Consider the following 23,783-nt stretch of genomic DNA (forward strand, 5'->3'; position numbering starts at 1 on the left):
GAGTCGGGGCCGCGCCGGTCCCGTCCGGGTTTCGCCGACGACGAACCTCTCCCCCGCGACGTCGCCCGCCAGCCTACGGCGCAGGCACCTCGTCCGGGCGCGCCGTCCACCGCCGCCGGCGGCAGCAGCAACGGCGGAGGGCCGCGACGTCGCAGGCACCGACAGGGGTGGCGTCAGCGCGCCGCGACCTCGGCCGCCAGCGCGGGCGCCAGGTCCCCCGCCGGCGCGACGTCGACCTCCGGCACCCCGAGCCACCGGCCCAGCACGTGCAGCTCGGCGGCGAGGCGCGCCGCCGTCTGCGGCCCGGCCGCCTGCTCGCGGTGCGCCGACTGCACCCGCAGCACCCCGGCCCGGCGGTCGGCCTTGAGGTCGACGCGCGCGGTGAGCACCTCGCCCTCGAGGAACGGCAGGACGTAGTAGCCGTGGACGCGTTTCGCCGCGGGCACGTAGATCTCGATCCGGTAGTGCACGTCGAACAGCCGCTCGAGGCGGGTGCGCTCGAAGACGAGCGGGTCGAACGGGTTGAGCAGCGTCGTCGCCGTCGCGCGCCGCGGGATCGCGGCGTCGGCGTGCAGGTAGGTCGGCTCGTCCCAGCCGCGCACGGTCACCGGGCGCAGGGTGCCGGCCTCGACGAGCTCGTCGAGCGCCGTGCGGACCGCGGGCCCCTTGAGCCGGAAGTAGTCGCGGAAGCAGCGCAGGGTCCCGACGCCGTGCGCGCGGGCGCCGATCTCGAGCAGCGCCCGGACGGCGTCGGCGTCCGCGACCGACGGCGCCGCGACGACCTCCGGCGGGAGCACGCGCTCCGTGAGGTCGTAGCAGCGCTCGAACGCGCCGTTGCGCCGCGCGGACGTGATCTCCCCCGTGAAGAAGAGGAACTCGAGCGCGCGCTTCGCGACCGTCCAGTTCCACCCCCACTGCGAGCGGTCGCGCGGGTGCGCCCGCCCCTCGGCCTCGAGGATCTCGTGCACCTCGCTCGCCGTGATCGGGCCGCGCTCCGTGACGAGGCGCCGCACGTCCTGGACCGCCTCGGAGTGGCTCATCTCGACCGCGCTGATGGTGCCCCACGCCTCCGTGCGGTACCGACGACGGCGCCACTCGAGCAGCGGCCACGTGCTGGGCGGCACGTAGGACGCGACGTGCGCCCACGTCTCCACGAGCCGACGGGGCGCGCGGCCCGCCGCGCGGTCGAGCAGGGCCGTGTCGTACGGGCCGAGCCGCGCGTAGAGCGGCATGAGGTGCGCCCGCGCGAGCACGTTGACCGAGTCGATCTGCAGGAGCCCGAGGCGGTCGATGACCCCCTGGACCTGGCGCATCGTCGGCGCGCGGCCTGCGGACCCGGCACCCGCGCCGTCGTCCGGGCGCTCCCGGTGCAGACCTTGCGCGGCGAGCGCGACACGGCGCGCCTGGGACAGGGACATCGACTCGGACCTCGACGGCGTGGCGACCACCCTCCGATCCTGCCCGCGCCCACCCACACGCCCACCCTGCGCGCACCCCGCCCCCGCCGAACAGGCGGTCCTGGCGCGTCCGGCGACCGGGACGCGCCAGAACCACCTGCTCGGCCGACCGGGATCGCCTGGTCGGCGACGGACACGGCGGGCGGCGGGGTCGGTCAGCGGGCGACGGGTCCGGACAGCACGACGCGCCCGGACCCTCGAGGGTCCGGGCGCGTCGGGTGCGGTCAGGCGCTCTTCTCGACCGTGGCGTCGGCGCAGTCGCAGGACGTGTCGAGCGCGACGACGCCGTACGTCCAGCCGCGACGGCGGTAGGCGACGGACGGGCGCGACGTCTCGATGTCGACGAAGAGGAAGAAGTCGTGGCCGACCATCTCCATCTCGTACAGCGCGTCGTCCACCGTCATGGGCTCAGCCCTGTGCAGCTTCTGCCGGATGACGACGGGCGAGTCGCCGAGCGTCGTCTCGACGGCCTCCCCGGGCTCGGTCGGCGCGGTCGGCGCCGGCGGCGGGGGTGCCTCGTGCGTGGCCGGGTCGTAGGGACGCACGTCGACGGGCGGCACGACGGTGTGGTTGCGGTGGTCCTTGCGACGGTCGCGTGCGCGGCGCAGCCGCTCCGCGAGCTTGTCCATCGCGAGGTCGAGGGCGCCGAACCGGTCGTCGGCCGCGGCCTCGGCGCGGACGACGGGTCCCTTGGCCCGCACGGTGAGCTCGACGCGTTCGCGGACCCCCGAGAGCCTCGGGTTGTTCTCGTGGGTGACCTCGACGTCCACGCGCTGCGCCGTGGGCGCGAGCTGCTGGACCTTGGCGAGCTTGTCCTCCACGTGCCGGCGGAAGCGGTCTGCCACTTCCGTGTGCCTGCCGACGACGACGATCTCCATGTGAGCCTCCGCGAGGATCTAGTGCGACGCCCGGCCCGGTGCGTCCGGGCGCCTCGTTCGGATTCGGTAGGAGCACCCGCTGCCGGGTGCGGTGGGCTACCACCTCCTTGCGGCGCAGGGCCGCGCGCTCGGTACGCTCGCGCGGCGGCGCACGTGTCCTGCACGTCCGTCGTCCGCGGCGACTGGCCCTCAGCCTAACCCCCGGTCCGGGGTGTCGGCAGCACCAACGGGAGCTGAACGACGGGACCTTCGGCCCCCGCGGCGCGGACCTCACCGAGGCTCCCCGGCGGACCGGCGTCGTTCGCCCGGCGAGGGGGTCGCGGCGAGCGCGACGGCGCCCAGCACGAGGGCGCCCGCGCTGGTCAGAGCCCTCTCGCACGCGGCGAGGGTCGCTCCCGTCGTGACCACGTCGTCCACGAGGAGGCACGCCACGACCGGTGCCGGCGCACCGCTCGGCGGGTGCCCCCCGGGCGGTCCTCGACGCCCTGCGGAGGGCGGCCCGAGGAGCGGTCCTCGACGCGCTCCGGAGGGCGGTCCGAGGAGGGGTCCGACGAGCCCTCCGGCACCGGTCCCGAGGAGCCTCCCGGGGGCGACGGCGACCGTGCCGAGACGGGCCCCGCGCGCCCGGGACCCGAGCCCGACCTGGTCGCGGGCGCGCCCGCGGTGCACGAGGAGGGAGACGCTCCGCGCGCGCGTCCCCGAGGCGTCGAGGCCGGCGGCGACCGCACGCGCGAGCAGAGCGACGGGGTCCCGCCCGCGAGCACGACGCGCGGCCCGCGTCGTGGGCGCGGGGACGACCAGCACCGGGCAGCGCCGGGAGCCCTCGCCCGCCGCTGCCACGCCCGCCCCCGGGACCACTCCGAGCACCGGCCCGAGCACCGGGCCGAGCGTCGTACCCGCGCGCCGCGCGACGTCGAGGAGCGGCCGGTCGAGGTCCGCGCGGCCGCGGTCCTTCCAGGCGACCACGACGCCGCGCACCGGCCCGGCGTAGGGCGCCGGAGCCCACACGGGCAGGGGCGCGATGCCGTCGAGCCGGTCGAGACGGGGCGCGCCGCGCTCGCGCCGCCGGAGCGGGGCGCGCAACGGCGCGAGGCAGGACTCGCACCACCGGACGTCGGGGGCGTCGCAGCCGGGGCACGCGACGGGCAGGACGAGGCGGGCGACGTCGTCGAGAGCGGCGAGGAGCACCGGGCCAGCGTGCCCGGTGACGCGGCCGTCCGGCACCGGGGACCCGGCCCTCTGTGGACGACGCACGAGCCCGTCGAATCCCGACGCGGGCCGTCCGGAAGCCTGTGGTCGCCCGGCGCGCCCCGCACCGCCGGGCGCGCGGCGCCTCAGCCGGGGTACGTAGGCAGGCGGACCTCGGTCGCGATCTTCGTCCAGAGGCTCGACGTGCCCGCGGCGTACAGGCTGCTGTCGCTCGTCCCGACGAGCGTCGTGCCGACGCCCGTGGCCGACGCGAGCGAGACGGCGCCCTCCACGGGCGAGGCGGCGACCGTCGGCCCTCCGACGGGCACCCGTTGGACGACGACCTCGGACTCCCCGGACGCCCGGCCGAGGACCCCCAGGAGCGCGCGGTCGACCCACGTCGCCTGGGTCGCGGCGGCGATCGGCTGCCCGACCCGGACCGGTTCGGAGAGCTGGGTCGGCCGGCCCGTCTCGTCGCGGACGATGCCCGCGACGTGGACCTGCGCCCCCGACCCCGAGTCGCTCACGACGGCCACCCGGGCGCCGTCCGGCGCGACCCGCAGCGACATCACGGTGCGCCCGTCGAGCCACGGCGCGGCCACGTCGGAGACGGCCGCGTCGCTGCCGGCCTCCCGCAGGTCCACGACCTGCAGCGAACCGGCCTGCACCTGCGGGCCGCTCCAGACGTACTGGAACCGGTCGATCGACGGCGCGACGAGGCTCGTCCCGGTGAGGAGCGTGACGGGCGCGGCCTCCGCCGTCGGCGCCGTGACGAGCCGGCCGGCGCCGTCCCGCACGACGTACGTGGCGTCGTCGGCCCGGCCGCGGAACGCGAGCGCGGTGGGCTGGAGCCCGGCGAGCGGCGCGGCCGACGTCACCGCCCGCGTCGTGCGCCCTTCCAGGCTCATGATCTGGTCGCCCGAGAGCACGACCGGCTCGTCGGGCGTGGTGGCCACGCCGATGGTCGGGACGTCGTCGGCCGAGAGCTCCGAGCCGCCCACGCCCACCGTGATGTCGACGGGCACGCCGAGCGAGGCCTGGAGCTGCGCGATGAGCATCGCGCGGTCGGCCGGCGAGGCCGCGGTCACCGGGTCGTTGAGGGGCACCGCGACCCTGCCCTCTCCCGGCGGGACGGAGTCGATGCTCAGCGAGGTCCCCTCGGGCGCGACCGTCGCGACGGAACCCGCGAGCCAGTCCGCCGGGCCGCGCAGCGTCTCGCGGACCGCGAGCGCCTGCCAGTTCCGGCTCGGGAACCAGCGGGCGTCGGGCACGAGGTAGGTCCGGTCCAGGGTCGGGAAGTAGAGGTTGGCCTGCTTGAACGTGCGCGCGAAGTTCGTGGCCGTGATCGTCAGCCCGTCGTCGACCACGTCGATGCGCCACTGGTCGTCGGCGTCGCGGACGAGGCCGTAGGAGACCTCGGTCGTCCGACCGGGCGCCTGCTCCGTGTAGACGCCGCGCGCGTCCACGGTGCCCACGACGTCGGCGGTGGCGCGGACCGTCGTCGTGCCGCCCTCGATCGCCGCCTCGTCGACGTCGAGCTGCGGCACGTCCTCGAGGATCGCGACCTGGGAGACGGGCGACCAGTCGTCCTGCGCGTCGCGCGTGAGGAACTCGGACGCGACGTCGAACGAGCCGCGCGCGCCCTGGGCCTGGGCGGCCAGGAAGCCGCGGACGATCTGGTCGGGCGACGCGTCGCGGCGGGGAGACGCGGCGCTGACGAACGGCTGGCCCGGGTCCTCCGGCGTCGCCTCGCCCTCGACGACGGGACCGGAGGTGGGGATCGAGGCGCACGCCCCGAGGGCGGCGACCCCCACGGTCGCGAGGCCGACCGCGAGCGCGCGGCCGACCCGGCGCCGCAGGCTCGCGCGCCCCGCGGTCGGACGCCGCAGGGTCCCCGTCGTGGTCATCGCCCCTCCTGGACGTCGTCGGGGCCGGCGGCCGGACCACCGCGGGAGCCGGGCACCGTGGCCCGGCCGTGCTGGGGCGCGTGGTCGCGCGGGATGACGACGGGGATGCCGCCGGTGACCGACGGCAGGTCGGCGGGGCCCGCCGTCCCCTCGACGTCCTCGACGACCGGCGTCCGCACGCTCCACTCCGCGGGCAGCCCGCGGCCGGTCGCCGCCTCCGAGACCAGCGGCAGCGGGGACGACTGGAGCCGGATCCCGGCGCGCCGCGGGAGCGTGAGCCGGAAGCTCGCGCCCCGGCCGGGGCGGCCCCACGCCTCGAGCCACCCGCCGTGCAGGTGCGCGTCCTCGAGGGAGATCGCGAGCCCGAGGCCCGTGCCGCCGGTCGTGCGGGCGCGGGCGGGGTCGGCGCGCCAGAAGCGGTCGAACACGTGCTGGACCTCGTCGGTCGTCATCCCGACCCCGTGGTCGCGCACCGTGACCGCGACGGCGTGCCCGTCGCCGTCGACCGTGATCTCGACGGGACGCTCCTCGGCGTGCTCGATCGCGTTGACGACGAGGTTGCGCACGATGCGCTCCACGCGCCGCGGGTCGATGTCGGCGGTGACGGGCTCGTCCCCGAGGTGGACCGACAGCCACACGCCCTTGCGCTCGGCGAGCGGGGCGGCGTGGTCGACGGCGGCGTTCACGACGTCGCGCAGGTCGCGCCGCTCGGCGTCGAGGACCGCGGCGCCGGCGTCGAACCGGCTGATCTCGAGGAGGTCGGCGAGCAGGTCCTCGAACCGGTCGAGCTGGGCCTGCAGGAGCTCGGTCGAGCGTCGCGAGACCGGGTCGAAGTCCTCGCGCGACGCGTGCAGCACCTCGGAGGCCATGCGGATCGTGGTGAGCGGCGTGCGCAGCTCGTGGGACACGTCGGAGACGAACCGGCGCTGGAGCATGGACAGCTCCTCCATGCGCCCGATCTGCTCCTGGAGGCTCTGGGCCATCTCGTTGAACGAGTGCGCGAGGGACGCCATCTCGTCGTGGCCCTTGACCGGGAGCCGCTCGTCGAGGCGGCCGTCCGCGAGCCGTTCCGCGACGCTCGCGGCCTGGCGCACCGGGAGCACCGCCTGGCGCGTCACGAGCGCCGTGATCCCGACGAGGAGAGCGAGCAGCACGAGCGCCCCGACGAGCAGGACCGACTGGAGGAAGCGCAGCGTCTCCTGGTCCGCCTCGAGGTCGTAGAGGTAGTAGAGCTCGTACGTGCCCGCGACCGGCACCTCGACGGTCGAGCCCACGACGATCCCCGGCACCACCGCCGACGACTCCGGGTGCGCCGGGTCGACCGGGATCGCCACGGACTGGAGGTACTGCTCGCCGTCCGCCGCGACGGTCGCCGCCCGCATCTCCGGCGACACGAGGCCGTCGAGCTGCTGGTCGGTCGACTGGTCGAGGAAGCCGACGGTGCTCGACCCGCCGGACTGCCACAGGAAGACGTCGCGCGACGACCCGGTGGTCTGGAGCATGGAGAAGAGGTCGAAGAGGAGGGACTGGGCCTCGGTCGGCGTCGACGCGGGCGACGCGTCGAGCGTGCGGCGCGCCTGCTGCGTGGACTGGGCGCTCTCCTGGTCGAGCTCGGCGGCACGCCGCTCGTAGAGGCCGTCGCGCATGGCGTCGGTGAGGTAGGCGCCGAGCGCCCCGACGGTCAGCACTCCGACGACGAGCGCCGACGTGACGACGCGCAGCTGCATCGACGAGCGCCAGCGCCAGACCACGCGGCGGACGGTCGCGCGCGCCCGGCGTCGCACGCGACGCCAGAGCCCTCGCCCGCGCCCGTCGGCGGAGCCGGCCGTCGTGCTCACGTGCGCGTCGCGCCCGCCTTGTACCCGACGCCGCGCACGGTGAGGACGATCTCCGGGTTCTCCGGGTCGTGCTCGATCTTGGAGCGCAGGCGCTGCACGTGGACGTTGACGAGCCGCGTGTCCGCCGCGTGCCGGTAGCCCCACACCTTCTCGAGGAGCACCTCGCGCGTGAAGACCTGCCACGGCTTGCGCGCGAGCGCGACGAGGAGGTCGAACTCGAGCGGGGTCAGCGACACCTGCTCGCCGCCGCGCGACACGCGGTGCCCCGTGACGTCGATCTCGACGTCGCCGATGGACAGGTGCTCGGGGGCGGGCTCCTCGGTGCGGCGCAGGCGCGCCCGGATGCGGGCGACGAGCTCCTTGGGCTTGAACGGCTTCGAGATGTAGTCGTCGGCGCCCGACTCGAGGCCGAGCACGACGTCGACCGTGTCGCTCTTCGCCGTGAGCATGATGATGGGGACGCCGGACTCCGCCCGGATGAGGCGGCACACCTCCGTGCCGTCCTTGCCCGGGAGCATGAGGTCGAGCAGGACGAGGTCCGGCTGCGTGGTGCGGAACGTCTCGAGCGCGAGGTCGCCGTCCGCGCAGAACACCGGTTCGAAGCCCTCGGAGCGCAGGACGATGCCGATCATCTCGGCCAGGGCGGTGTCGTCGTCCACCACGAGCACACGAACCTTCATGCGGACATCTTGCCATCGACGGGCCCGACCTCGGGGCGGCCGGGGCCCGCGGCGAGGGTGAACCCGTGGGCGGGCGCCGCCGACGGTGCGGGCCGGGCGGCCGACGCGCAGGGCCGCGTACTAGGGTGGCCTCGCCGCCGTTGCCGATCCTCGCCCGGCGGCCTGGACCGACGCCCGAGCCGACCGCGGGGGACCACGAGCACATGAGCACACCCGACACCTCCGGCACGCCGGACGGTGCCACGCCCGACCCGACGACGGCCCCCGGCCCCACGCCGCCCGCCGCGCCCGGTCCGGGCGGCGACGCGAGCGGCTGGGGCGCGCCGTCGTACGGCGCCCCCGGCTACGGGGCCCCCGGCTCGCCGGCCCCCCAGCCGCGGTACGGCCAGTACGCACCCGGCCACGAGCCCGGTCAGCAGACCCCGCCGGACCAGCCGCCCGCACCCGGCGCGTGGGGTGCCCCGGGCGCCGCTCCGGGACAGCCGGGCTACGGCCAGCCCGGCTACGGCCAGCAGCCGGGTTACGGCCAGCAGCCCGGTGACGGCCAGCAGCAGCCGGGATTCGGTCAGCAGCCCGGCTACGGACAACAGCCCGGCTACGGCCAGCAGCAGTACGGGCAGGGCCAGTACGGGCAGGGCCAGTACGGGCAGCAGCAGTACGGCGCGCCGGGCTACGGCCCGCCTCCCGGCCTCGCGGGCGCACCCTACGCACCGCTCGCCGCGAAGCCCGGCATCATCCCGCTGCGCCCGCTGTCGCTCGGCGAGATCTTCGACGGCGCGTTCGGCGCGATCCGCCACAACCCCCGGGTCGTGCTCGGCATGAGCGCGCTCGTCGTCGTGGTGGCGACGCTCCTCGGGACCTTCCTGGGCTGGGCGTTCTCCGGCTACGTCGCCCAGTACTTCGACGTCGTGCTCGACGAGGCCACGTTCCCCGGCTTCGACGAGAGCTTCGCCACGACGCTCGCCAGCTCCTTCGGGATCCAGGTGACGACGTTCTTCGCCGCTCCCGTCATCGCGGGACTCCTCACCGTCTCCGTCGGGCAGTCCGCGATCGGGCGCAAGGCCGGCGTCGGCGAGGTCTGGTCCCAGGTGGGACGGCGCACGTGGTTCCTCATCGCCTTCCCCCTGCTGACCGGGCTGGCCGCGTCCGTGGCGCTCGGCCTGGCCACGCTCCTCGTCGTCGCGGGCTTCGCGGTCTCCGAAGGGCTCGGCGCGTTCCTCATCGTCGTCGCCCTGCTCGCCTGGCCCGTGCTCATGGTCTGGGTCGGGACGCGGACCGGGCTCGTGCCACCCGCGCTCGCGCTGGAGGGGCAGCCGTTCTGGCAGACCGTCAAGCGGGCGTGGCTGCTCACCCGCGGCAGCTTCTGGCGCCTCTTCGGCATCTACCTGCTCGCCCTCGTCGCGATGAGCTTCGTCTCCGGGATCGTCGCGTACCCCGCGAGCCTCGCCTCCTCGTTCCTGCTCATGGCGGGCCAGACCTTCCTCTACCACGTCGTGCAGGCGATCGGCGTCGCGCTCTCGATGATCCTCACGTCGGTCTTCATGGGCTGCATCGTCGCGCTCCTCTACATCGACGTGCGCATGCGCCGCGAGGGCCTGGACGTCGAGCTCGCCGCGGCGGCGAGCGAGCAGCCGCCCGCATGACCGTGCGGTCGCTCGCGGCCGACGTGCCCGTGCAGCCGGGCGCCGACGAGGCCCGGCGCTGGCTCGTCGGAGAGCTCGCCGGGCCGGAGTACCGCACGGACCCGTCGCTCCTGCAGCGGTTCCTCGAGTGGCTCCAGGGGCTGTTCGACGGCGCGCCCACGCTCGACCTGGGCGGCCCGCTCACGGCGGTGGTCGTCGTCGTGGCGGTCGCCGTCGTCGCGGCGATCGCCTACTGGGTGGCCGGCCCGGTGCGCCTGTCGCGCCGCGCGAAGGCCTCCGCCGTCGTGCTCGACGACGACGCGCGCACCGCGGCCGAGATGCGGGCCGCGGCCGACGCCGCGGCGGCCCAGGGCGACTGGGCGACCGCCGTGCTCGAGCGCTTCCGCGGCGTCGTGCGCTCGCTCGAGGAGCGCGCGGTCCTCGACCCGCGTCCCGGACGCACCGCGTGGGAGGCTGCGCGGACGGCGGGCGAGCGCCTGCCCGACGTCGCGGACGGGCTCGAGCGCGGCGCCCACCTGTTCGACGACGTCGCGTACGGCGCGGCGACCGTCGGCCCCGAGGCGGACGCCTTCCTGCGCGCGCTCGACGAGCGGACGCTCGCGACGCGTCCCGCGCTGCGCGCGGAGCTCGCCGCGGCCGTGCCGGGAGACGGCGCATGAGCGCCCCCACGACCCCGGTCTCCCCCGGCGCGGCACCCTCCGCCGGCGCGTCGGGCGACCCGCGGGCCGTGACGACGGCCTACGTGCCGGTCGTCGGCGACGGCACGACCGCCCGCTCGCGCGCCGCCGGCCGCTGGCGCCGGGCGCGCTGGCCCGTCGCCGTCGTCGGCGCGCTGCTGCTGCTCGCCGGGCTGACGGCGCTCGCTCGGCCCGCGACGTCGGCCACGCCGCTCGCGCCGGACAACCCGGGCCCCGCCGGGGCGCGCGCCGTCGCGCAGGTGCTGGGCGACCAGGGCGTCGAGGTCACCTACGTGCGCACGGTCGCCGACGCGGTGCGCGCCGCCGACGAGGGCGGCACGCTCCTCGTCGCGCAGGGCGACTACCTGCTCGACGAGCAGGTGGACGCGCTCGTCGGGACCCCCACGGACCTCGTGCTCGTCGCCCCGCCCGATCACCTGCTCGCCGCGGCGACCGACGGCGGCGCGGAGCTCGCGTACGACTGGGGGTCCGGCGCGTCGGCACGCCCGGCGCGCTGCGCGGACCCGGCCGCCCAGGCCGCGGGCTCGCTGCGCTCCGACGGCGTCGGCTTCGTCGCGCTCGACGACGCGACCGTCCTCTGCTTCCCCTCCCTCGACGACCCGTCCCTGGGCGCCTACCTCGTGCACGAGGCCGACGGGCGCACCGTGCGCGCGGTGGACACCTCCGCCGTCCTGCGCAACGACACGATCACCGAGGACGGCAACGCCGCCCTCGCGCTCTGGACGCTCGGCGCGCACGACCGCCTCGTGTGGCTCGTGCCCGACCCGTTCGACACGTCGCTCACCGACGACGGGGACGAGGCACCCGCCCTGTCCCTGCCGCCGTGGTTCGGCGTCGTCGCCCTGCAGGCGCTCGTCGTGCTGCTCGTGGTCGTGCTGTGGCGCGGCCGCCGGCTCGGCCCCCTCGTCACGGAGGACCTGCCGGTCATCGTGCGCGCCGCCGAGACGACGCGCGGCCGCGGCCGTCTCTACCGACGCGCGGGCGCGCGCGGCCATGCCGCCGCGGGGCTGCGCGCGAGCGCCGCCGACCGCCTCGCGCACCGCCTCGGCCTGCCCCGCTCGGCCGACGCCCCCACCGTCGTCGACGCCGTCGCCCGCGCGACGGGTCGGCCGGGCGACGAGGTCGCCCAGCTCCTGTACGGACCACCACCCGCCGACGACGCGGCGCTGCTCGAGCTCGCGCGTCACCTTGACCGGATCGAGAGCGAGGTCTACCACTCGTGACGCACCACCCCGACGGCTCCGTGCCGCAGCCCGACCGCTACGCGCCGCCCGCCCAGGACCAGGGCGTCGCCGACCGCGTGAGCGCGGCCGCCGGCCAGCCCGCGCACCAGCCCGGACCGGCGGCGCCCGCCCCGCAGGCGCCGTACGGCCAGGGCCAGGCGCCTGCTGCGCCCGCACCGACCCCCGCGCCGGCACCCTCCCCCGTGCACGACGCCCCGCCCGCGCCGTCGCCCGAGCTGCGCCAGGCGCTCGCCGCCGTCCGCAGCGAGGTGGGCAAGGCCGTCGTCGGGCAGGACGGCGCCGTGACGAGCCTGCTCATCGCGCTGCTCTGCAAGGGCCACGTGCTGCTCGAGGGCGTGCCCGGCGTCGCCAAGACGCTGCTCGTGCGCACGCTCGCCGCGTCGCTCGACCTCGACACGAAGCGCGTGCAGTTCACGCCCGACCTCATGCCGGGCGACGTCACGGGCTCGCTCGTGTACGACGCGCGGACCGCCGAGTTCTCGTTCCGCGAAGGCCCGGTCTTCACGAACCTGCTGCTCGCCGACGAGATCAACCGCACGCCTCCCAAGACCCAGGCGTCGCTCCTGGAGGCCATGGAGGAGCGGCAGGTCTCGGTCGACGGCACGCCCCGCCCGCTGCCCGACCCGTTCCTCGTCATCGCGACGCAGAACCCGGTCGAGTACGAGGGCACGTACCCGCTGCCCGAGGCCCAGCTCGACCGCTTCCTCCTCAAGGTCGTGCTGCCCCTGCCCGAGCGCGAGCAGGAGGTCGAGGTGCTCGCGCGCCACGCCGCCGGCTTCGACCCGCGCGACCTCGCGGGCGCCGGGGTGCGCGCCGTCGCCGCGCGCGAGGTGCTCGACCGTGCGCGCGCGGAGGTCGCGCGCGTCCAGGTCGCGCGCGAGGTGCTCGGCTACGCCGTCGACGTGTGCCGCGCGACGCGCCACTCCCCGTCGCTGTCCCTCGGCGTGTCCCCGCGCGGCGCGACGGCGCTGCTCGCCACGTCGCGCGCGTGGGCGTGGCTCTCGGGCCGCTCGTACGTGACGCCGGACGACGTCAAGGCGCTCGCGCACCCCACGCTGCGCCACCGCGTGCAGCTGCGGCCCGAGGCCGAGCTGGAGGGCGTGACGGCCGAGAGCGTGCTCGACACCGTGCTCGCGTCCGTCCCCGTCCCCCGCTGAGGCGCCGCTCGTGGCCCTGACGTGGCGCGCCGTCGTGCTGGCGGCGCTCGGGATCGTCCCCGTGCTGCTCGTCCCCGTGCCGGGGACGGTGCTCGTGTGGACGCTGCTCGTCGTCGCGCTGTGCGCGCTCGACGCGGCCCTCGCGGCGTCGCCGCGGCGCGTCGCGATCGAGCGGCGCGTCGCGGGCTCCGTGCGCCTCACCGACGCGACGGCGTCCCGGCTCACGCTCACGAACCTCGCCTCGCGGCGGCTGCGTGCGCTCGTGCGCGACGCGTGGCCGCCGTCCGCGGGGACGCAGGTCAACCGCCACGACGTCGACCTGCCGCCCGGCGAGGCGACGCGCGTGACGACCGTGCTCGTCCCGACCCGCCGCGGCGAGCGCGTCGCGGACCGCGTGACGATCCGCTCGTTCGGCCCGCTGCGGCTCGCGGCGCGCCAGGCCTCGCTCCCCGTGCCCGGGCGCCTGCGCGTGCTCCCCGAGTTCGCGTCGCGGCGCCACCTCCCGAGCCGCCTCGCACGCCTGCGCGAGATGGACGGGCGGGCCGCGGTGCAGGTGCGCGGCGAGGGCACGGAGTTCGACTCGCTGCGCGAGTACGTCATCGGCGACGACGTCCGCTCGATCGACTGGCGTGCGTCGGCGCGGGGTCGGGACATGGTCGTGCGCACGTGGCGGCCCGAGCGCGACCGCCGCGTGCTGATCGTCGTCGACACGTCCCGCACGTCCGCGGCGCGCGTCGGCGACGCGCCGCGCCTCGACGCGAGCATCGAGGCAGCGCTCCTGCTCGCCGCCCTCGCGGGGCGCGCCGGGGACCGCGTCGAGCTCGTCGCGTACGACCGCACCGTGCGCTCGCGCGTCGCCGGGGCTGCGGGGCCGCGCCTCATGCCCGCCATGGCGGACGCCCTCGCACCGCTCGAGCCCGCGCTCCTGGAGACCGACTGGCCGGGCCTCGTCAGCACCGTCCACGAGCGCCTGTCGCAGCGCGCGCTCGTCGTGCTCCTGTCGACGCTCGACGCCGCCGCCGTCGAGTCCGGCCTGCTGCCCGTCGTCGGGCAGCTCACGGCCAAGCACCAGGTCGTGCTCGCCGCGGCGGGCGACCCCGAGGTCGCCGCGCTGCGCGAGGACCGCACCGGGACGGCGGAGGCCTACGACGCCGCGGCCGCCGCGCGCGGCGAGATCGAGCGCGCCGCCGTGACGACCGTCCTGCGCCAGCGCGGCGTCGAGGTCGTCGACGCCCTCCCCGACGACCTCGCACCCCGGCTCGCCGACACCTACCTCGCGCTCAAGGCGGCCGGCCGCCTCTGAGCCCCGCGGGGTCACCGAGCCGGAGCCGGTGGTCGCGCGAGACGAAGCCACGGTCGCGCGAGGTAGGGGCGCCCTCTCCCCCGACCGTCAGGGGCGGGAGGTAGGGTCGTTCAGCACGTCCATCCCGACCTCAGGAGACTCCCGTGGCCTGGCAGCCGACCGACCCCCGGCAGCGCGTCCGGCGCAACCGTCGCGTCGCGATCATCGTCGTGGTGGCGCTGCTCGCGACGTTCCTCGTCCCGGCCCTCGCGATCGTCCTGTCCTGACGGGGCGATGGTCGACGAGCGGTTCGGGCCGCGGCTGAACCACGACGACCTCAACCGTGCGCTGCTCGCGCGCCAGCACCTCGCGCCCTCGCGCGACGCAGCCGTCGTCGACGAGGTGCGTCACCTCGTCGGCCTGCAGTCGCAGGTCCCGTCGTCGCCGTACCCGGCGCTCTGGTCACGCCTGACGGGCTTCACACCGGACGACCTGGGCGACCGCCTGCTCGACCGCCAGGCGGTGCGCGTGGCGACGCTGCGCGGCACGGTGCACCTCGTCGCCGCCGACGACGCGCTCGAGCTGACGGCGCTCGCCCGGCCCGCCCTGGCGACCTACCTGCGGTCGCGCAACCAGCACGGGACGGCCCTCGCGCACGTCGACCTCGACGACCTCGAGCGCGTCGCTGACGACCTGCTCGCCGAGCCTCTGACATCGGTCGAGCTCGGGCGGCGCCTCGCGCAGCGGTGGCCCGACGTCGACCCGAAGCACCTCGCGTACGCGGCGCGCTGCCTCCTCCCGCTCGTGCAGGTGCCGACCCGTGGCCTGTGGGGAGCGAGCGGGACGGGCACGACGACCACCTGGACGACGGCGCGGGCCTGGCTCGGGCGGTCCGACGCCGTCCTCGACGCCGTCGCGCACGGCACGGACCCGGACGCGACCCTCGCGGCGCGCGTGCGGCTCGTGCGCCGGTACCTCGCCGCGTTCGGGCCGGCGTCGGTGGCCGACGCGCAGCGCTGGGCGGGCCTGACCCGGCTGCGCGCCGCGGTCGACGTGCTGCGGCCCGAGCTCGTGACGTTCACCGGCCCGGCCGGCACCGAGCTCCTCGACCTGCCCGACGCGCCGCGCCCGCCGGGCGACGAGCCCGTCCCGGTGGTCCTCGCGGGCGACTTCGACAACCTGCTCCTGTCCCACGACGACCGCACGCGCGTCCTCGGGGACCTGCCGGTCACGAGCGTCGTGAGCGTCAACGGTCAGGTCGCGGCGGCGGTGCTCGTCGACGGCCGCGTCGCCGGCGCCTGGACGGCCCGCCCGGCGGCCCCGGCGGCGCGCGGCGCCCGAGCAACGACCCCGGCCGCGCGCGGTGCCCGAGCGGCGGGCCCGGAGGGCGGCACGCTCCCGGCCGCCGGGACGGACGTCGTCGTGCACGTCGAGGTACGACCCCTGCACGCACCGAGCGGCCCCGGCGCGTCCGACGACCGCGCGCCGAGCCCCGCCGACCGCCTGCGCGACCCTGCGGTGCGCGACGAGGTCGTCGCGCGCGCCGAGGACTGGGTGCGGTGCGGGTGGCCGCACGCGCGGGCGCGCGTCGTGCTCGACGACTGACGCCCGGCGTCGTGGGTCAGGCCGCGACGGGGGCCGCGTCGCCCGCGTGGTCGGCCGTGAGGTCGCCCGTCTCCCCGGCCCGGACCGCGCGGCGGCCGAGCACGATCGTGTAGACCCAGAACGCCGCGAGCGCGACGGCCCCGATCGCGATCTTGAGCCACCACGGCAGGTCCGACCCGGTGACGAACCCCTCGATGACGCCGGAGACCGCGAGCGCGATCGCGAGGCCGATCGCGACGGTGACGAGCGCCCGGCCCTCCTGCGCGAGGGCGCGCGAGCGCGGCAGCGGGCCGGGGTCGATCCACGCCCAGAAGATCCGCAGCCCGGCGGCGCCGGCGACGAAGATCGACATGAGCTCGAGCAGCCCGTGGGGCGCGATGAGCTGGAGGAAGAGCGGGAGCTCGCCGTGCGCGGCCATCATGCCGCCGATCGAGCCGACGCCGACCGCGTTCTGGAACAGCACCCACACGGGGAAGACGCCCGTGATCCCCAGGCCCACGCAGAACGCCGCGATCCGCGCGTTGTTCGTCCACACGACGGCGGCGAAGTCGACGCCCGGGTCGTAGTAGGACGCGAACGCGTCGTTCACGTAGTCCTCCTGGACGCTGGGCGGGCCCATGGACGCGAGGCCCTCGGGCGTCGTCGCGACCCAGACGCCCGCGACGACCGCGACGAGGAGGAAGGCCGCGGTCACGCCGACCGACCACCACCGGATCCGGTAGAGCGCCGCCGGGAGGGACACGGTGAGGAACCGCACGACGTCCCGCCACGCGGGCTCGTGCGCCCCCGCGATGCGCGTGCGGGCGCGCCCGAGGAGCACGGACAGGCGCGAGATGAGCACCGGGTCCGGCGCGACGGAGCGCACGGTCGACAGGTGCGTGGCGACGGACTGGTAGAGCCGGACGAGCTCGTCGGCCTCCGCGCCGTCGAGCGTGCGGCGGCGGACGAGCGCGTCGAGGCGGTCCCACTCCGCGCCGTGCACGTCGGTGAAGGCGTCGAGGTCCACGACCGATACCCTGCCACACGGGGCGTGCCACCGGTGCGCCGACCGACGGGCGGGCAGGACCCGCGACGGCGAGGACGGGAGCGGGCGTGCGCGAAGGCATCGTGATCGGCGAGGGCGTGGTCCTGGACGCGCGACCGGCGTCGTTCGCGACGCGCGGGCTGGCGCTCGCGCTCGACCTCCTCGTCGTGCTCGTGTTCTTCGTCGCGACGCTCTTCGTGCTCGGCGCCTCGTTGGGGTCGCTCGAGCTCGACATGGTCACCGCGATCCTCATCGCCTTCTCGGTCCTCGTCATGGTCGTCATCCCGACCACGGTCGAGACGCTCTCGCGCGGGCGCTCGCTCGGCAAGCTCGCGCTCGGCATCCGGGTCGTGCGCGACGACGGCGGCCCGGTCCGGTTCCGGCACGCGTTCCTGCGGGCGCTCGTCGGGGTCGGGGAGATCTGGCTGACGTTCGGCTCGGTCGCGCTGGTCGCGTCGCTGACGAACGACAAGGGCAAGCGGCTCGGCGACATGGCCGCGGGCACGTACGCGATCCGGGTGCGGGGCGGGCGACCGACGCTCGCCCCCCTCGCGATGCCGCCCTACCTCGCCGCGTGGGCCGCGCACGCGGACATGCGGCGCCTCCCGGACGGCCTCGCGCTGGCCGCCCGGCAGTTCCTCGGGCGCGCCGCCCGCCTGCACCCGGCGTCGCGCGCGCGGCTCGGCCAGGAGCTCGCGGGGCAGGTCGAGCGGTACGTCGCGCCCGGCCCGCCGCCCGGCACCCACCCCGAGACGTTCCTGCTCGCCGTGCTCACCGAGCGCCGCGACCGGGACCGCGCGACGGCCCAGCGCGCGCAGGCCGCCGCGCGCGAGCAGGCCGAGCTGCTCCACCGGCTCCCCTACTCGGTGCCCGACCCGACGCGCTGACGCGTGGGGCGCCTCCTCGGGGCGTCCTCGAACCGCCCGACGACGCGTGCGATCCCGACGAGCACGAGGGCGAACGCGCCGAACCAGACGGGTCGGCTCGCCCACCAGTCCGCGCCGCCCACGGCCGGGAGCTCCTGGCCGAGCACCACGAGGACGACCCCGACCACGACCACCATCGCGGTGAGGTGCCACAGGTACACGGTCATCGAGCGCCGTGCGAGACCGCGGACGACGGACCGTCCCCGGCCGTCGGCCCAGCGCACGAGCGGTCCCCGCGCGGCGAGCGCGAGCGCGACGAGCGCGACGGCGTGCAGCACGACGGGCGCGGTCGGCGGCCCCAGGTTGGACATCGTGTCGCCCGGCATGCCGATGAGCGAGACCGGGTAGGGCCCGACGGCCACGAGCAGGGCGGCGAGGGCAGCCGCGGCGAGCCCGACGGCCACGAGCACCCCGGGGCGCGGCACGACGGCGACGGGGACGAGGCGGCCCCGGCGCGCGACCCGCAGGCCGGAGCGGGCGTCGGCGTAGAGGAGACCGACGGCGTACGGCACGGCCCACACGAGCACCACGTTCACGAGCGCGAGCCGCTCGAAGCCTGCGCCGAAGCGCAGCGCCTCGACCGCGAGCGGGGCGGCGGCGAGCCCGGCGACGGCCCACCAGCCGGCGGCGTGCAGCGCGCGGCGCAGGAGCGGCGTGAGCACGACGAGGCCGAGGTAGACCGCGAGGAACCACAGGAGCTGCGGCGCGAGCGTCGCGAGCGAGCGGACGGCGTCGGCCGGGAGCCCGACGGCCAGCAGGACGCCGACGGCCACCACCCACGCCCCGACGAAGACGGCCACCGGACGCAGCAGGCGGGGTAGCCGGGCGCCGGCGAGGCGGACGCCGTCGGCCAGGTCGGCGACCGCGCTCGGACGGGTCACGACCCGGCCCCAGGCCACGGTCCCGGTGCGGTCGTCGGCCCGCCGCAGCCCGTACGCCGCCGACGCGCCCGCCGCGAAGAACAGCAGGGCGAGCACCTGGAGCACCCACGTCACGACCCACCCTCCGCCGTGCGCGAGCGCGTTCCCGATCCGGAGCTGCTCGCCGTCCCACGTCGCGTCCGCCATGAGCCAGTGCACCGTGAGGACGCTGAGGGTCGCGACGGCGCGCACCGCGTCGACGAAGACGTCGCGCGACGGGCGGCGGGGTCCGTCGCCGGCCGCGGCCGCCGTACCGGGCCGGTCCCGGCGCGGTGCCGGCGGGGCGGTGTCCCGGAGCCGGGGCGGAGCCGGGCGGACGGGCGACGACGCGCGGGGTCGGGCGGGGGGTGGCGACAGGACGGCCACGGGATGCTCCTCGGTCGGCGGGCCCGGGAGGTCTCCCGGTGCTCACCAGTCTCGAAACATCCTGTTCGTCCCGGTACGGGACGTTCCCCCGACCGCGTCGCGGTCGTCCACCGAGGTTCCGGGGGGTTGTCCCCCGCCGCTCAGACCGCGAGCCGCTCAGACCTTGAGGTAGCGCAGCACCGCGAGGACGCGGCGGTGGTCCCCGGCGTCCTGCGGCAGCCCGAGCTTGCCGAAGATCGAGGTGACGTTCTTCTCGACCGCGCCGTAGGAGAGGAACAGGGCCTCCGCGATGGCGGAGTTCGACCGGCCCTGCGCCATGAGCTCGAGCACCTCGGTCTCGCGCGGCGTGAGGCGCGCGAGACCGTCGTCGGAACGCGACGCCCCCATGAGCTGGCTCACGACCTCCGGGTCGAGGACGGTCTGGCCCGCGGCGATGCGCGTGAGCGCGTCGACGAACTCCCCGACGTCCGCGACGCGGTCCTTGAGGAGGTAGCCGACGCCGCGCGCCCCGCCCGTGAGCAGCTCGCTCGCGAACCGCGTCTCGACGTACTGGGAGAACAGCAGCACCCCGAGGTCGGGGTGCGCCGCGCGCAGCGCGAGCGCCGCGCGCAGCCCCTCGTCGGTGAACGTCGGGGGCATGCGGATGTCGACGACGGCGACGTCCGGCAGCGCGTCCTGCGCCGCGAGCCGCGCGACCTGCGCGACGAGCTCGTCGCCGTCCGCGACCGCCGCCGCGACCTCGTGACCGCGGCGGGTGACGAGCGCGACGAGACCGTCGCGCAGGATGGCGGAGTCCTCGGCGATGACGAGCCGCATGGTGTCCTTCCGGTCGGACGGGCCGGGCGGCCCGGGCGGGCGTGGTGCCCCGAGGACATCCTGCCCGACGCCGCCCCGCCGCCCGGGCAGGACCGTCCCGTCCGTGCGCAGCACGTCAGACCCGGACGGGCAGGAGGACCGTGACGACCGTCGGGCCGCCCACGGGGCTCGTGAGCTCGAACGAGCCGTCCACGGAGCGCACGCGCTCGGCGAGTCCCGCGAGCCCGGAGCGGTGCCCGTCCGAGCCCGGCTGCACGACGCGCGCGCCGCCCTGGCCGTCGTCGCGCACCCGCAGGCGCAGGCGCGCCCCGCGGCCGCTGCCCTGGCGCTCCACGAGCACGTACACCCCGGTCGCGCGCGCGTGCTTGACGGCGTTGGTGACGAGCTCGGCGACGCAGAAGTACGCGATGGACTCGACCGCGGGGGCGAGCCGGCCGGACGCCTCGACGGCCGGGTCGACGTCGACCGTCACCGGCAGGGGCGAGCGCGCCGCGAGGGTCTCGAGCGCGACGGCGAGGCCGTTGTCGAGCGCGGGCGGGTGGATGCCGCGCGCGAGCTCGCGCAGCTCGACGAGCGCCTCCTTGGTCGACGAGTGCGCGAGGTCGACGAGCTCGAGCGCGTCGCCCGCGTCGCCACCCGCCGCGAGCTGCTCCTTGGCCTCGCCGAGCTGCATCGCGACCGCGACGAGACGCGCCTGGGTGCCGTCGTGCAGGTCGCGCTCGATGCGACGCAGCTTCGCGTCGGCGTCCTCGACCGTGCGGCCGCGCGACTCCTCGAGGTCGGCGACGCGCAGGCTGGACAGCGTGGGACCGAGCAGCGCGACGGTGAGCACGCGGAAGAGGTGCGCGAACGCGCGCGTGACGTGCGGCCAGACCCACAGGAAGAGCGCTCCGACGAGCACGAGGCCGAGCTGGCGCGCCGGGGTGTCGACGTACCAGTCGACCCCGAACTGCGCGCCGCGGTGCCACGACCCGTCGGCGGCCTGCTGCAGCGGGAGCCACCGCGACCAGATCCAGTGCGTCATGCCGCCGAGCCCGACGGCGAGGAAGACCGTGCTCACGACGAAGGACAGGATGGCGAGCGGGAACGTCACGACGAGGAACAGCACGGCCCGCCACCCGGTACCGTCGCCGATCCCGCTCCACAGCGTGCTCCAGAAGCCGCGGCGGCGCGTGTACGGGGCAGGGGCGGCTACGTCGACCCCGAGGAGGGACCGCGCGAGCGACCGGTACATCGAGCCCCAGCCGCGCCCGCCGACCACGACCCACCCCGCGACGACGAGACCCAGGACGGGCACGATCATCGCGACGAGGAAGACCACGGAGAACAGCCCGTAGGAGAACGCGAAGGGCGCGAGCAGGAGCGCGAGCGAGAGGTAGCCGTACTCGCGCCACGTGCGCCCCGCGAACGGCGCGCGAGCGAAGCCGACCTGCTCGCGGTGGTCCACGTACCGCGGGTCGGGCTGCGAGCCCGCGAACGCGCCCGGGATCCCGGGCGTACCCGCCGCCGCGGGCGACGACGGCGCGGCGGCAGGGTGCGGCGTCGGCACGACCGCGTCGGGCGAGGGCTCGCCCGCGGGCACGACGCTCGGCTGGTCAGGGGTCACGGCAGTCATGGTGCCAGTCTGGGCGCGCGCGCGTGGCGGCGACAGGGTGGCGTCCGCCGCGCCGAGGTGGGGACAACCCCCGTGGGCGCCGTCAGTGCAGCAGGTACTTGACCGCGATGACCACGCCGCCGAACGCCGCGGCGAGGAGCGTCTCCCCGACCAGCCGGCCGCCGCGCGCCCCGGCACGAAACGCGGCGAGGAACCCCACGACGCCGAGGAGGAGCACGGTGAACCACACCGCCACCAGGGCGGACTCCTCGACGCCGAGCCCGACCGCGAGCGCCACGAGGTACACGACGACCCCGGGGACCGCCCCCAGCAGCACCCCGACGTTCGACCGCAGCGCGACCACGGTGCGGCCCCACAGCGAGTGCCCGGTGTCGTGGAAGCGCCCGCTCACCGCGTCCACGTAGCAGTGCGCGAGCCAGTAGCCCACCGCCACGAGGGACGTCGCGAGCACGACGCGGTCGCCCGTCGGGGCGTGCACGCTCGAGACCGCCATGACGAAGCCCGCGACGATCGCGCCGTACAGCAGGTCGTGCGGGGGCTCGCGCTCCCACCGGTCGCCCACCCGGTGCCACAGCGGCCGTACCCGACCCGGCGGCGGCTCGTCGCGCACCTCGTCGACCGGCCCCGCCGTGCCCTCGCCCGCGGGGGGCGAGGGCACGACCGGCGTGCGCTCGTCGGACGACGGGTCCATGCGACCTCCTCGGCGCGTGCCGGACGACTCGGGGAAGGGCTCAGTAGCGGTAGTGCTCCGGCTTGTACGGCCCCTCGACGGGGACGCCCAGGTAGTCCGCCTGGGACGGCGAGAGCTCGGTGAGCCGGACGCCGAGCGCGTCGAGGTGCAGGCGCGCGACCTTCTCGTCGAGCACCTTGGGCAGACGGTAGACCTGGCGCGCGTAGGCGCGCTCGCGCCCTTCGCGCGCGGCGGCCGTCGCGTCCTGGTAGAGCTCGATCTGGCCGATCACCTGGTTCGAGAACGAGTTGCTCATGACGAACGACGGGTGGCCCGTCGCGTTCCCGAGGTTGAGCAGGCGGCCCTCGGACAGCACGACGACCGAGCGGCCCGCGGGCTGCCCGTCAGGGCCCGGCTCCGCGAACGTCCACTCGTGGACCTGGGGCTTGATCTCGGTCCGCGACACCCCGGGCACCTCGGCGAGACCGGCCATGTCGATCTCGTTGTCGAAGTGGCCGATGTTGCCGACGACGGCCTTGTCCTTCATCGCGACGAGGTGCTCGGCGCGGATGACGTCCTTGTTGCCCGTGGTCGTGATGAAGAAGTCGGCCTCGCCGAGCACGTCCTCGATCCGGGCGACCTGGTAGCCGTCCATCGCGGCCTGGAGCGCGCAGATCGGGTCGACCTCGGACACGATGACACGCGCGCCCTGGCCGCGGAACGCCTCGGCCGCGCCCTTGCCCACGTCGCCGTAGCCCGCGACGAACGCGACCTTGCCGCCCATGAGGACGTCGGTCGCGCGGTTGATGCCGTCGGGCAGCGAGTGCCGGATGCCGTACTTGTTGTCGAACTTCGACTTGGTGACCGAGTCGTTGACGTTGATCGCCGGGAAGAGCAGCTCGCCCGACTCGGCGAGCTGGTACAGGCGGTGCACGCCCGTCGTCGTCTCCTCGGTGACTCCCTGGATCTCCTGCGCGATCGTCGTCCAGCGCAGCGGGTCCGCCTCGAGCGCGCGGCGCAGCACCCCGCGCACGACGTTCATCTCGTGGGTGTGGTCCGGCTCGCCCGGGAGCGTGTCCGGGGGGACGACGCCGGCGCGCTCGTACTGCAGGCCGAGGTGGACGAGCATCGTGGCGTCGCCGCCGTCGTCGAGGATGAGGTTGGGCGACTCGTCCCCCGGCCACACGAGGATCTGCTCCGTGCAGTCCCAGTACTCCTCGAGGCTCTCGCCCTTCCACGCGAACACCGGGACGCCCTGGGGGTCCTCGGGCGTCCCGTGCGGCCCGACGACGACGGCGGCCGCCGCCTCGTCCTGCGTCGAGAAGATGTTGCAGCTCGCCCAGCGCACCTGGGCGCCGAGCGCGACGAGCGTCTCGATGAGGACGGCCGTCTGCACGGTCATGTGCAGGGAGCCGGCGATGCGTGCGCCCGCGAGCGGCTGCGACTCCCCGTACTCGGCGCGCAGCGCCATGAGGCCGGGCATCTCGTGCTCGGCGAGGCGGAGCTGGTGGCGGCCCGCCTCGGCCAGGGACAGGTCGCGGACCTTGTACCGCCCGGGGATCTCGTCGAAGCCGGGCGTGGCGCCGGAGGTCGGGGCCTGCGCTGTGGTGGACATGGTTCTCCTGTGCGTTCTCGGCGCCTGCGGGCCGGTGGTGCCGGCTCCGCGGGTGGCGTCGATGGCTGGTCGGTTGCTGCGCTGGGGGCTCCCGTCCGCGCGGGACGGGACCGCGGCCCGCCCGGCACCAGCCTACCGAGGCCGACGCCGTCCGGCCGGGGCGCGGGCCGTCCGGGCGTTCGCCGCCACCGTTCGTCCGGCGCGCGCGCCCGGGCGCGCGCGTAACACGAACGCTTGACCATCTCAAGATCACG

The 23,783-nt window shown here is 76.1% G+C and carries 20 protein-coding genes; 8 read left to right on the forward strand and 12 right to left on the reverse strand.

Translation table 11 applies throughout. The annotated features are described in order from the left end of the window. Positions 1–173: 173 nt before the first annotated feature. From ACZ4MO_RS09450 to mtrA, 6 genes are all read right to left on the reverse strand, one after another. Entirely contained in the window at positions 174–1,418 is a 1,245-nt protein-coding gene (locus ACZ4MO_RS09450; RefSeq protein WP_175009144.1) for a DNA glycosylase AlkZ-like family protein, read from the reverse strand. 263 nt (positions 1,419–1,681) lie between these two features. Beyond that, positions 1,682–2,335: a ribosome hibernation-promoting factor, HPF/YfiA family gene (gene hpf / locus ACZ4MO_RS09455; protein ID WP_175009143.1), complete on the reverse strand. Its 654-nt coding sequence runs from the start codon at positions 2,333–2,335 to the stop codon at positions 1,682–1,684. Positions 2,336–2,605: 270 nt separating this feature from the next. Continuing rightward, entirely contained in the window at positions 2,606–3,523 is a 918-nt protein-coding gene (locus tag ACZ4MO_RS09460; RefSeq protein ID WP_175009142.1) for a ComF family protein, read from the reverse strand. 146 nt (positions 3,524–3,669) lie between these two features. Then, positions 3,670–5,430 carry an LpqB family beta-propeller domain-containing protein gene (locus ACZ4MO_RS09465; protein WP_175009141.1) on the reverse strand — a complete coding sequence of 587 codons (1,761 nt, stop codon included), beginning with the start codon at positions 5,428–5,430 and terminating at the stop codon, positions 3,670–3,672. Continuing rightward, the gene (gene mtrB, locus ACZ4MO_RS09470) at positions 5,427–7,181 is read right to left on the reverse strand and encodes an MtrAB system histidine kinase MtrB (RefSeq protein ID WP_499278766.1); all 1,755 of its coding nucleotides are present in this window, start codon (positions 7,179–7,181) and stop codon (positions 5,427–5,429) included. The genes ACZ4MO_RS09465 and mtrB overlap by 4 nt, the downstream gene beginning before the upstream one ends. An 83-nt stretch (positions 7,182–7,264) precedes the next feature. Next, complete coding sequence (mtrA, locus tag ACZ4MO_RS09475; RefSeq protein ID WP_034655451.1) at positions 7,265–7,948, reverse strand: MtrAB system response regulator MtrA; 684 nt, start codon at positions 7,946–7,948, stop codon at positions 7,265–7,267. 203 nt (positions 7,949–8,151) lie between these two features. Between mtrA and ACZ4MO_RS09480 the strand changes: the two genes are divergently transcribed. The 7 genes from ACZ4MO_RS09480 to ACZ4MO_RS09510 all read left to right on the forward strand — a co-directional run bounded on the left by ACZ4MO_RS09480 (position 8,152) and on the right by ACZ4MO_RS09510 (position 15,577). After that, on the forward strand, positions 8,152–9,591 hold the full coding sequence (locus ACZ4MO_RS09480; protein ID WP_175009140.1) for a DUF7847 domain-containing protein: 1,440 nt from the start codon (positions 8,152–8,154) through the stop codon (positions 9,589–9,591). Beyond that, positions 9,588–10,250 carry a DUF4129 domain-containing protein gene (locus ACZ4MO_RS09485; protein WP_175009139.1) on the forward strand — a complete coding sequence of 221 codons (663 nt, stop codon included), beginning with the start codon at positions 9,588–9,590 and terminating at the stop codon, positions 10,248–10,250. The genes ACZ4MO_RS09480 and ACZ4MO_RS09485 overlap by 4 nt, the downstream gene beginning before the upstream one ends. Next, complete coding sequence (locus ACZ4MO_RS09490; RefSeq protein ID WP_255437264.1) at positions 10,247–11,512, forward strand: DUF4350 domain-containing protein; 1,266 nt, start codon at positions 10,247–10,249, stop codon at positions 11,510–11,512. Before ACZ4MO_RS09485 ends, ACZ4MO_RS09490 begins: the two co-directional genes overlap by 4 nt. Before the next feature lie 203 nt (positions 11,513–11,715). Further along, complete coding sequence (locus ACZ4MO_RS09495; protein WP_209829619.1) at positions 11,716–12,690, forward strand: AAA family ATPase; 975 nt, start codon at positions 11,716–11,718, stop codon at positions 12,688–12,690. Positions 12,691–12,700: 10 nt separating this feature from the next. Next, positions 12,701–13,993, forward strand: a complete 1,293-nt coding sequence (locus ACZ4MO_RS09500) for a DUF58 domain-containing protein (protein WP_175009138.1) — start codon at positions 12,701–12,703, stop codon at positions 13,991–13,993. A gap of 143 nt (positions 13,994–14,136) precedes the next feature. After that, positions 14,137–14,259: a hypothetical protein gene (locus ACZ4MO_RS09505; RefSeq protein ID WP_255179365.1), complete on the forward strand. Its 123-nt coding sequence runs from the start codon at positions 14,137–14,139 to the stop codon at positions 14,257–14,259. A 7-nt stretch (positions 14,260–14,266) separates the two neighbouring features. Then, a complete protein-coding gene (locus ACZ4MO_RS09510) occupies positions 14,267–15,577 on the forward strand; it encodes a DNA glycosylase AlkZ-like family protein (RefSeq protein WP_175009137.1) in 1,311 nt (436 codons plus the stop codon). A 16-nt stretch (positions 15,578–15,593) separates the two neighbouring features. On the opposite strand, the gene ACZ4MO_RS09515 is transcribed toward ACZ4MO_RS09510, so the two are convergent. Then, positions 15,594–16,583, reverse strand: a complete 990-nt coding sequence (locus tag ACZ4MO_RS09515; protein ID WP_085387529.1) for a stage II sporulation protein M — start codon at positions 16,581–16,583, stop codon at positions 15,594–15,596. Positions 16,584–16,669: 86 nt separating this feature from the next. Between ACZ4MO_RS09515 and ACZ4MO_RS09520 the strand changes: the two genes are divergently transcribed. Then, positions 16,670–17,488 carry an RDD family protein gene (locus ACZ4MO_RS09520; RefSeq protein WP_074807620.1) on the forward strand — a complete coding sequence of 273 codons (819 nt, stop codon included), beginning with the start codon at positions 16,670–16,672 and terminating at the stop codon, positions 17,486–17,488. Here the strand turns inward: ACZ4MO_RS09520 and ACZ4MO_RS09525 are convergent. From ACZ4MO_RS09525 to ahcY, 5 genes are all read right to left on the reverse strand, one after another. Further along, positions 17,461–18,813: an acyltransferase family protein gene (locus ACZ4MO_RS09525; protein ID WP_255437263.1), complete on the reverse strand. Its 1,353-nt coding sequence runs from the start codon at positions 18,811–18,813 to the stop codon at positions 17,461–17,463. The genes ACZ4MO_RS09520 and ACZ4MO_RS09525 overlap by 28 nt on opposite strands. Before the next feature lie 156 nt (positions 18,814–18,969). After that, entirely contained in the window at positions 18,970–19,629 is a 660-nt protein-coding gene (locus tag ACZ4MO_RS09530) for a response regulator transcription factor (RefSeq protein WP_034651737.1), read from the reverse strand. Positions 19,630–19,744: 115 nt separating this feature from the next. Continuing rightward, complete coding sequence (locus ACZ4MO_RS09535; protein ID WP_175009136.1) at positions 19,745–21,244, reverse strand: sensor domain-containing protein; 1,500 nt, start codon at positions 21,242–21,244, stop codon at positions 19,745–19,747. A gap of 82 nt (positions 21,245–21,326) precedes the next feature. Then, a complete protein-coding gene (locus ACZ4MO_RS09540) occupies positions 21,327–21,935 on the reverse strand; it encodes a hypothetical protein (protein ID WP_175009135.1) in 609 nt (202 codons plus the stop codon). Between the two features lie 40 nt (positions 21,936–21,975). After that, positions 21,976–23,529, reverse strand: a complete 1,554-nt coding sequence (gene ahcY, locus ACZ4MO_RS09545; RefSeq protein ID WP_021483170.1) for an adenosylhomocysteinase — start codon at positions 23,527–23,529, stop codon at positions 21,976–21,978. Positions 23,530–23,783: the final 254 nt, after the last annotated feature.

The organism is Sphaerisporangium cinnabarinum (genome assembly GCF_055567015.1).

What these genes read in the sequence shown, in the direction of transcription:
- ACZ4MO_RS09510 (WP_175009137.1), top strand. Translation starts at nt 14,267, where the DNA reads ATGGTCGACGAGCGGTTCGGGCCGCGGCTGAACCACGACGACCTCAAC.
- ACZ4MO_RS09535 (WP_175009136.1), bottom strand. Translation starts at nt 21,244, where the DNA reads ATGACTGCCGTGACCCCTGACCAGCCGAGCGTCGTGCCCGCGGGCGAG.
- ahcY (WP_021483170.1), bottom strand. Translation starts at nt 23,529, where the DNA reads ATGTCCACCACAGCGCAGGCCCCGACCTCCGGCGCCACGCCCGGCTTC.
- mtrA (WP_034655451.1), bottom strand. Translation starts at nt 7,948, where the DNA reads ATGAAGGTTCGTGTGCTCGTGGTGGACGACGACACCGCCCTGGCCGAG.
- ACZ4MO_RS09480 (WP_175009140.1), top strand. Translation starts at nt 8,152, where the DNA reads ATGAGCACACCCGACACCTCCGGCACGCCGGACGGTGCCACGCCCGAC.
- ACZ4MO_RS09540 (WP_175009135.1), bottom strand. Translation starts at nt 21,935, where the DNA reads ATGGACCCGTCGTCCGACGAGCGCACGCCGGTCGTGCCCTCGCCCCCC.
- ACZ4MO_RS09450 (WP_175009144.1), bottom strand. Translation starts at nt 1,418, where the DNA reads ATGTCCCTGTCCCAGGCGCGCCGTGTCGCGCTCGCCGCGCAAGGTCTG.
- ACZ4MO_RS09490 (WP_255437264.1), top strand. Translation starts at nt 10,247, where the DNA reads ATGAGCGCCCCCACGACCCCGGTCTCCCCCGGCGCGGCACCCTCCGCC.
- ACZ4MO_RS09465 (WP_175009141.1), bottom strand. Translation starts at nt 5,430, where the DNA reads ATGACCACGACGGGGACCCTGCGGCGTCCGACCGCGGGGCGCGCGAGC.
- ACZ4MO_RS09485 (WP_175009139.1), top strand. Translation starts at nt 9,588, where the DNA reads ATGACCGTGCGGTCGCTCGCGGCCGACGTGCCCGTGCAGCCGGGCGCC.
- ACZ4MO_RS09530 (WP_034651737.1), bottom strand. Translation starts at nt 19,629, where the DNA reads ATGCGGCTCGTCATCGCCGAGGACTCCGCCATCCTGCGCGACGGTCTC.
- hpf (WP_175009143.1), bottom strand. Translation starts at nt 2,335, where the DNA reads ATGGAGATCGTCGTCGTCGGCAGGCACACGGAAGTGGCAGACCGCTTC.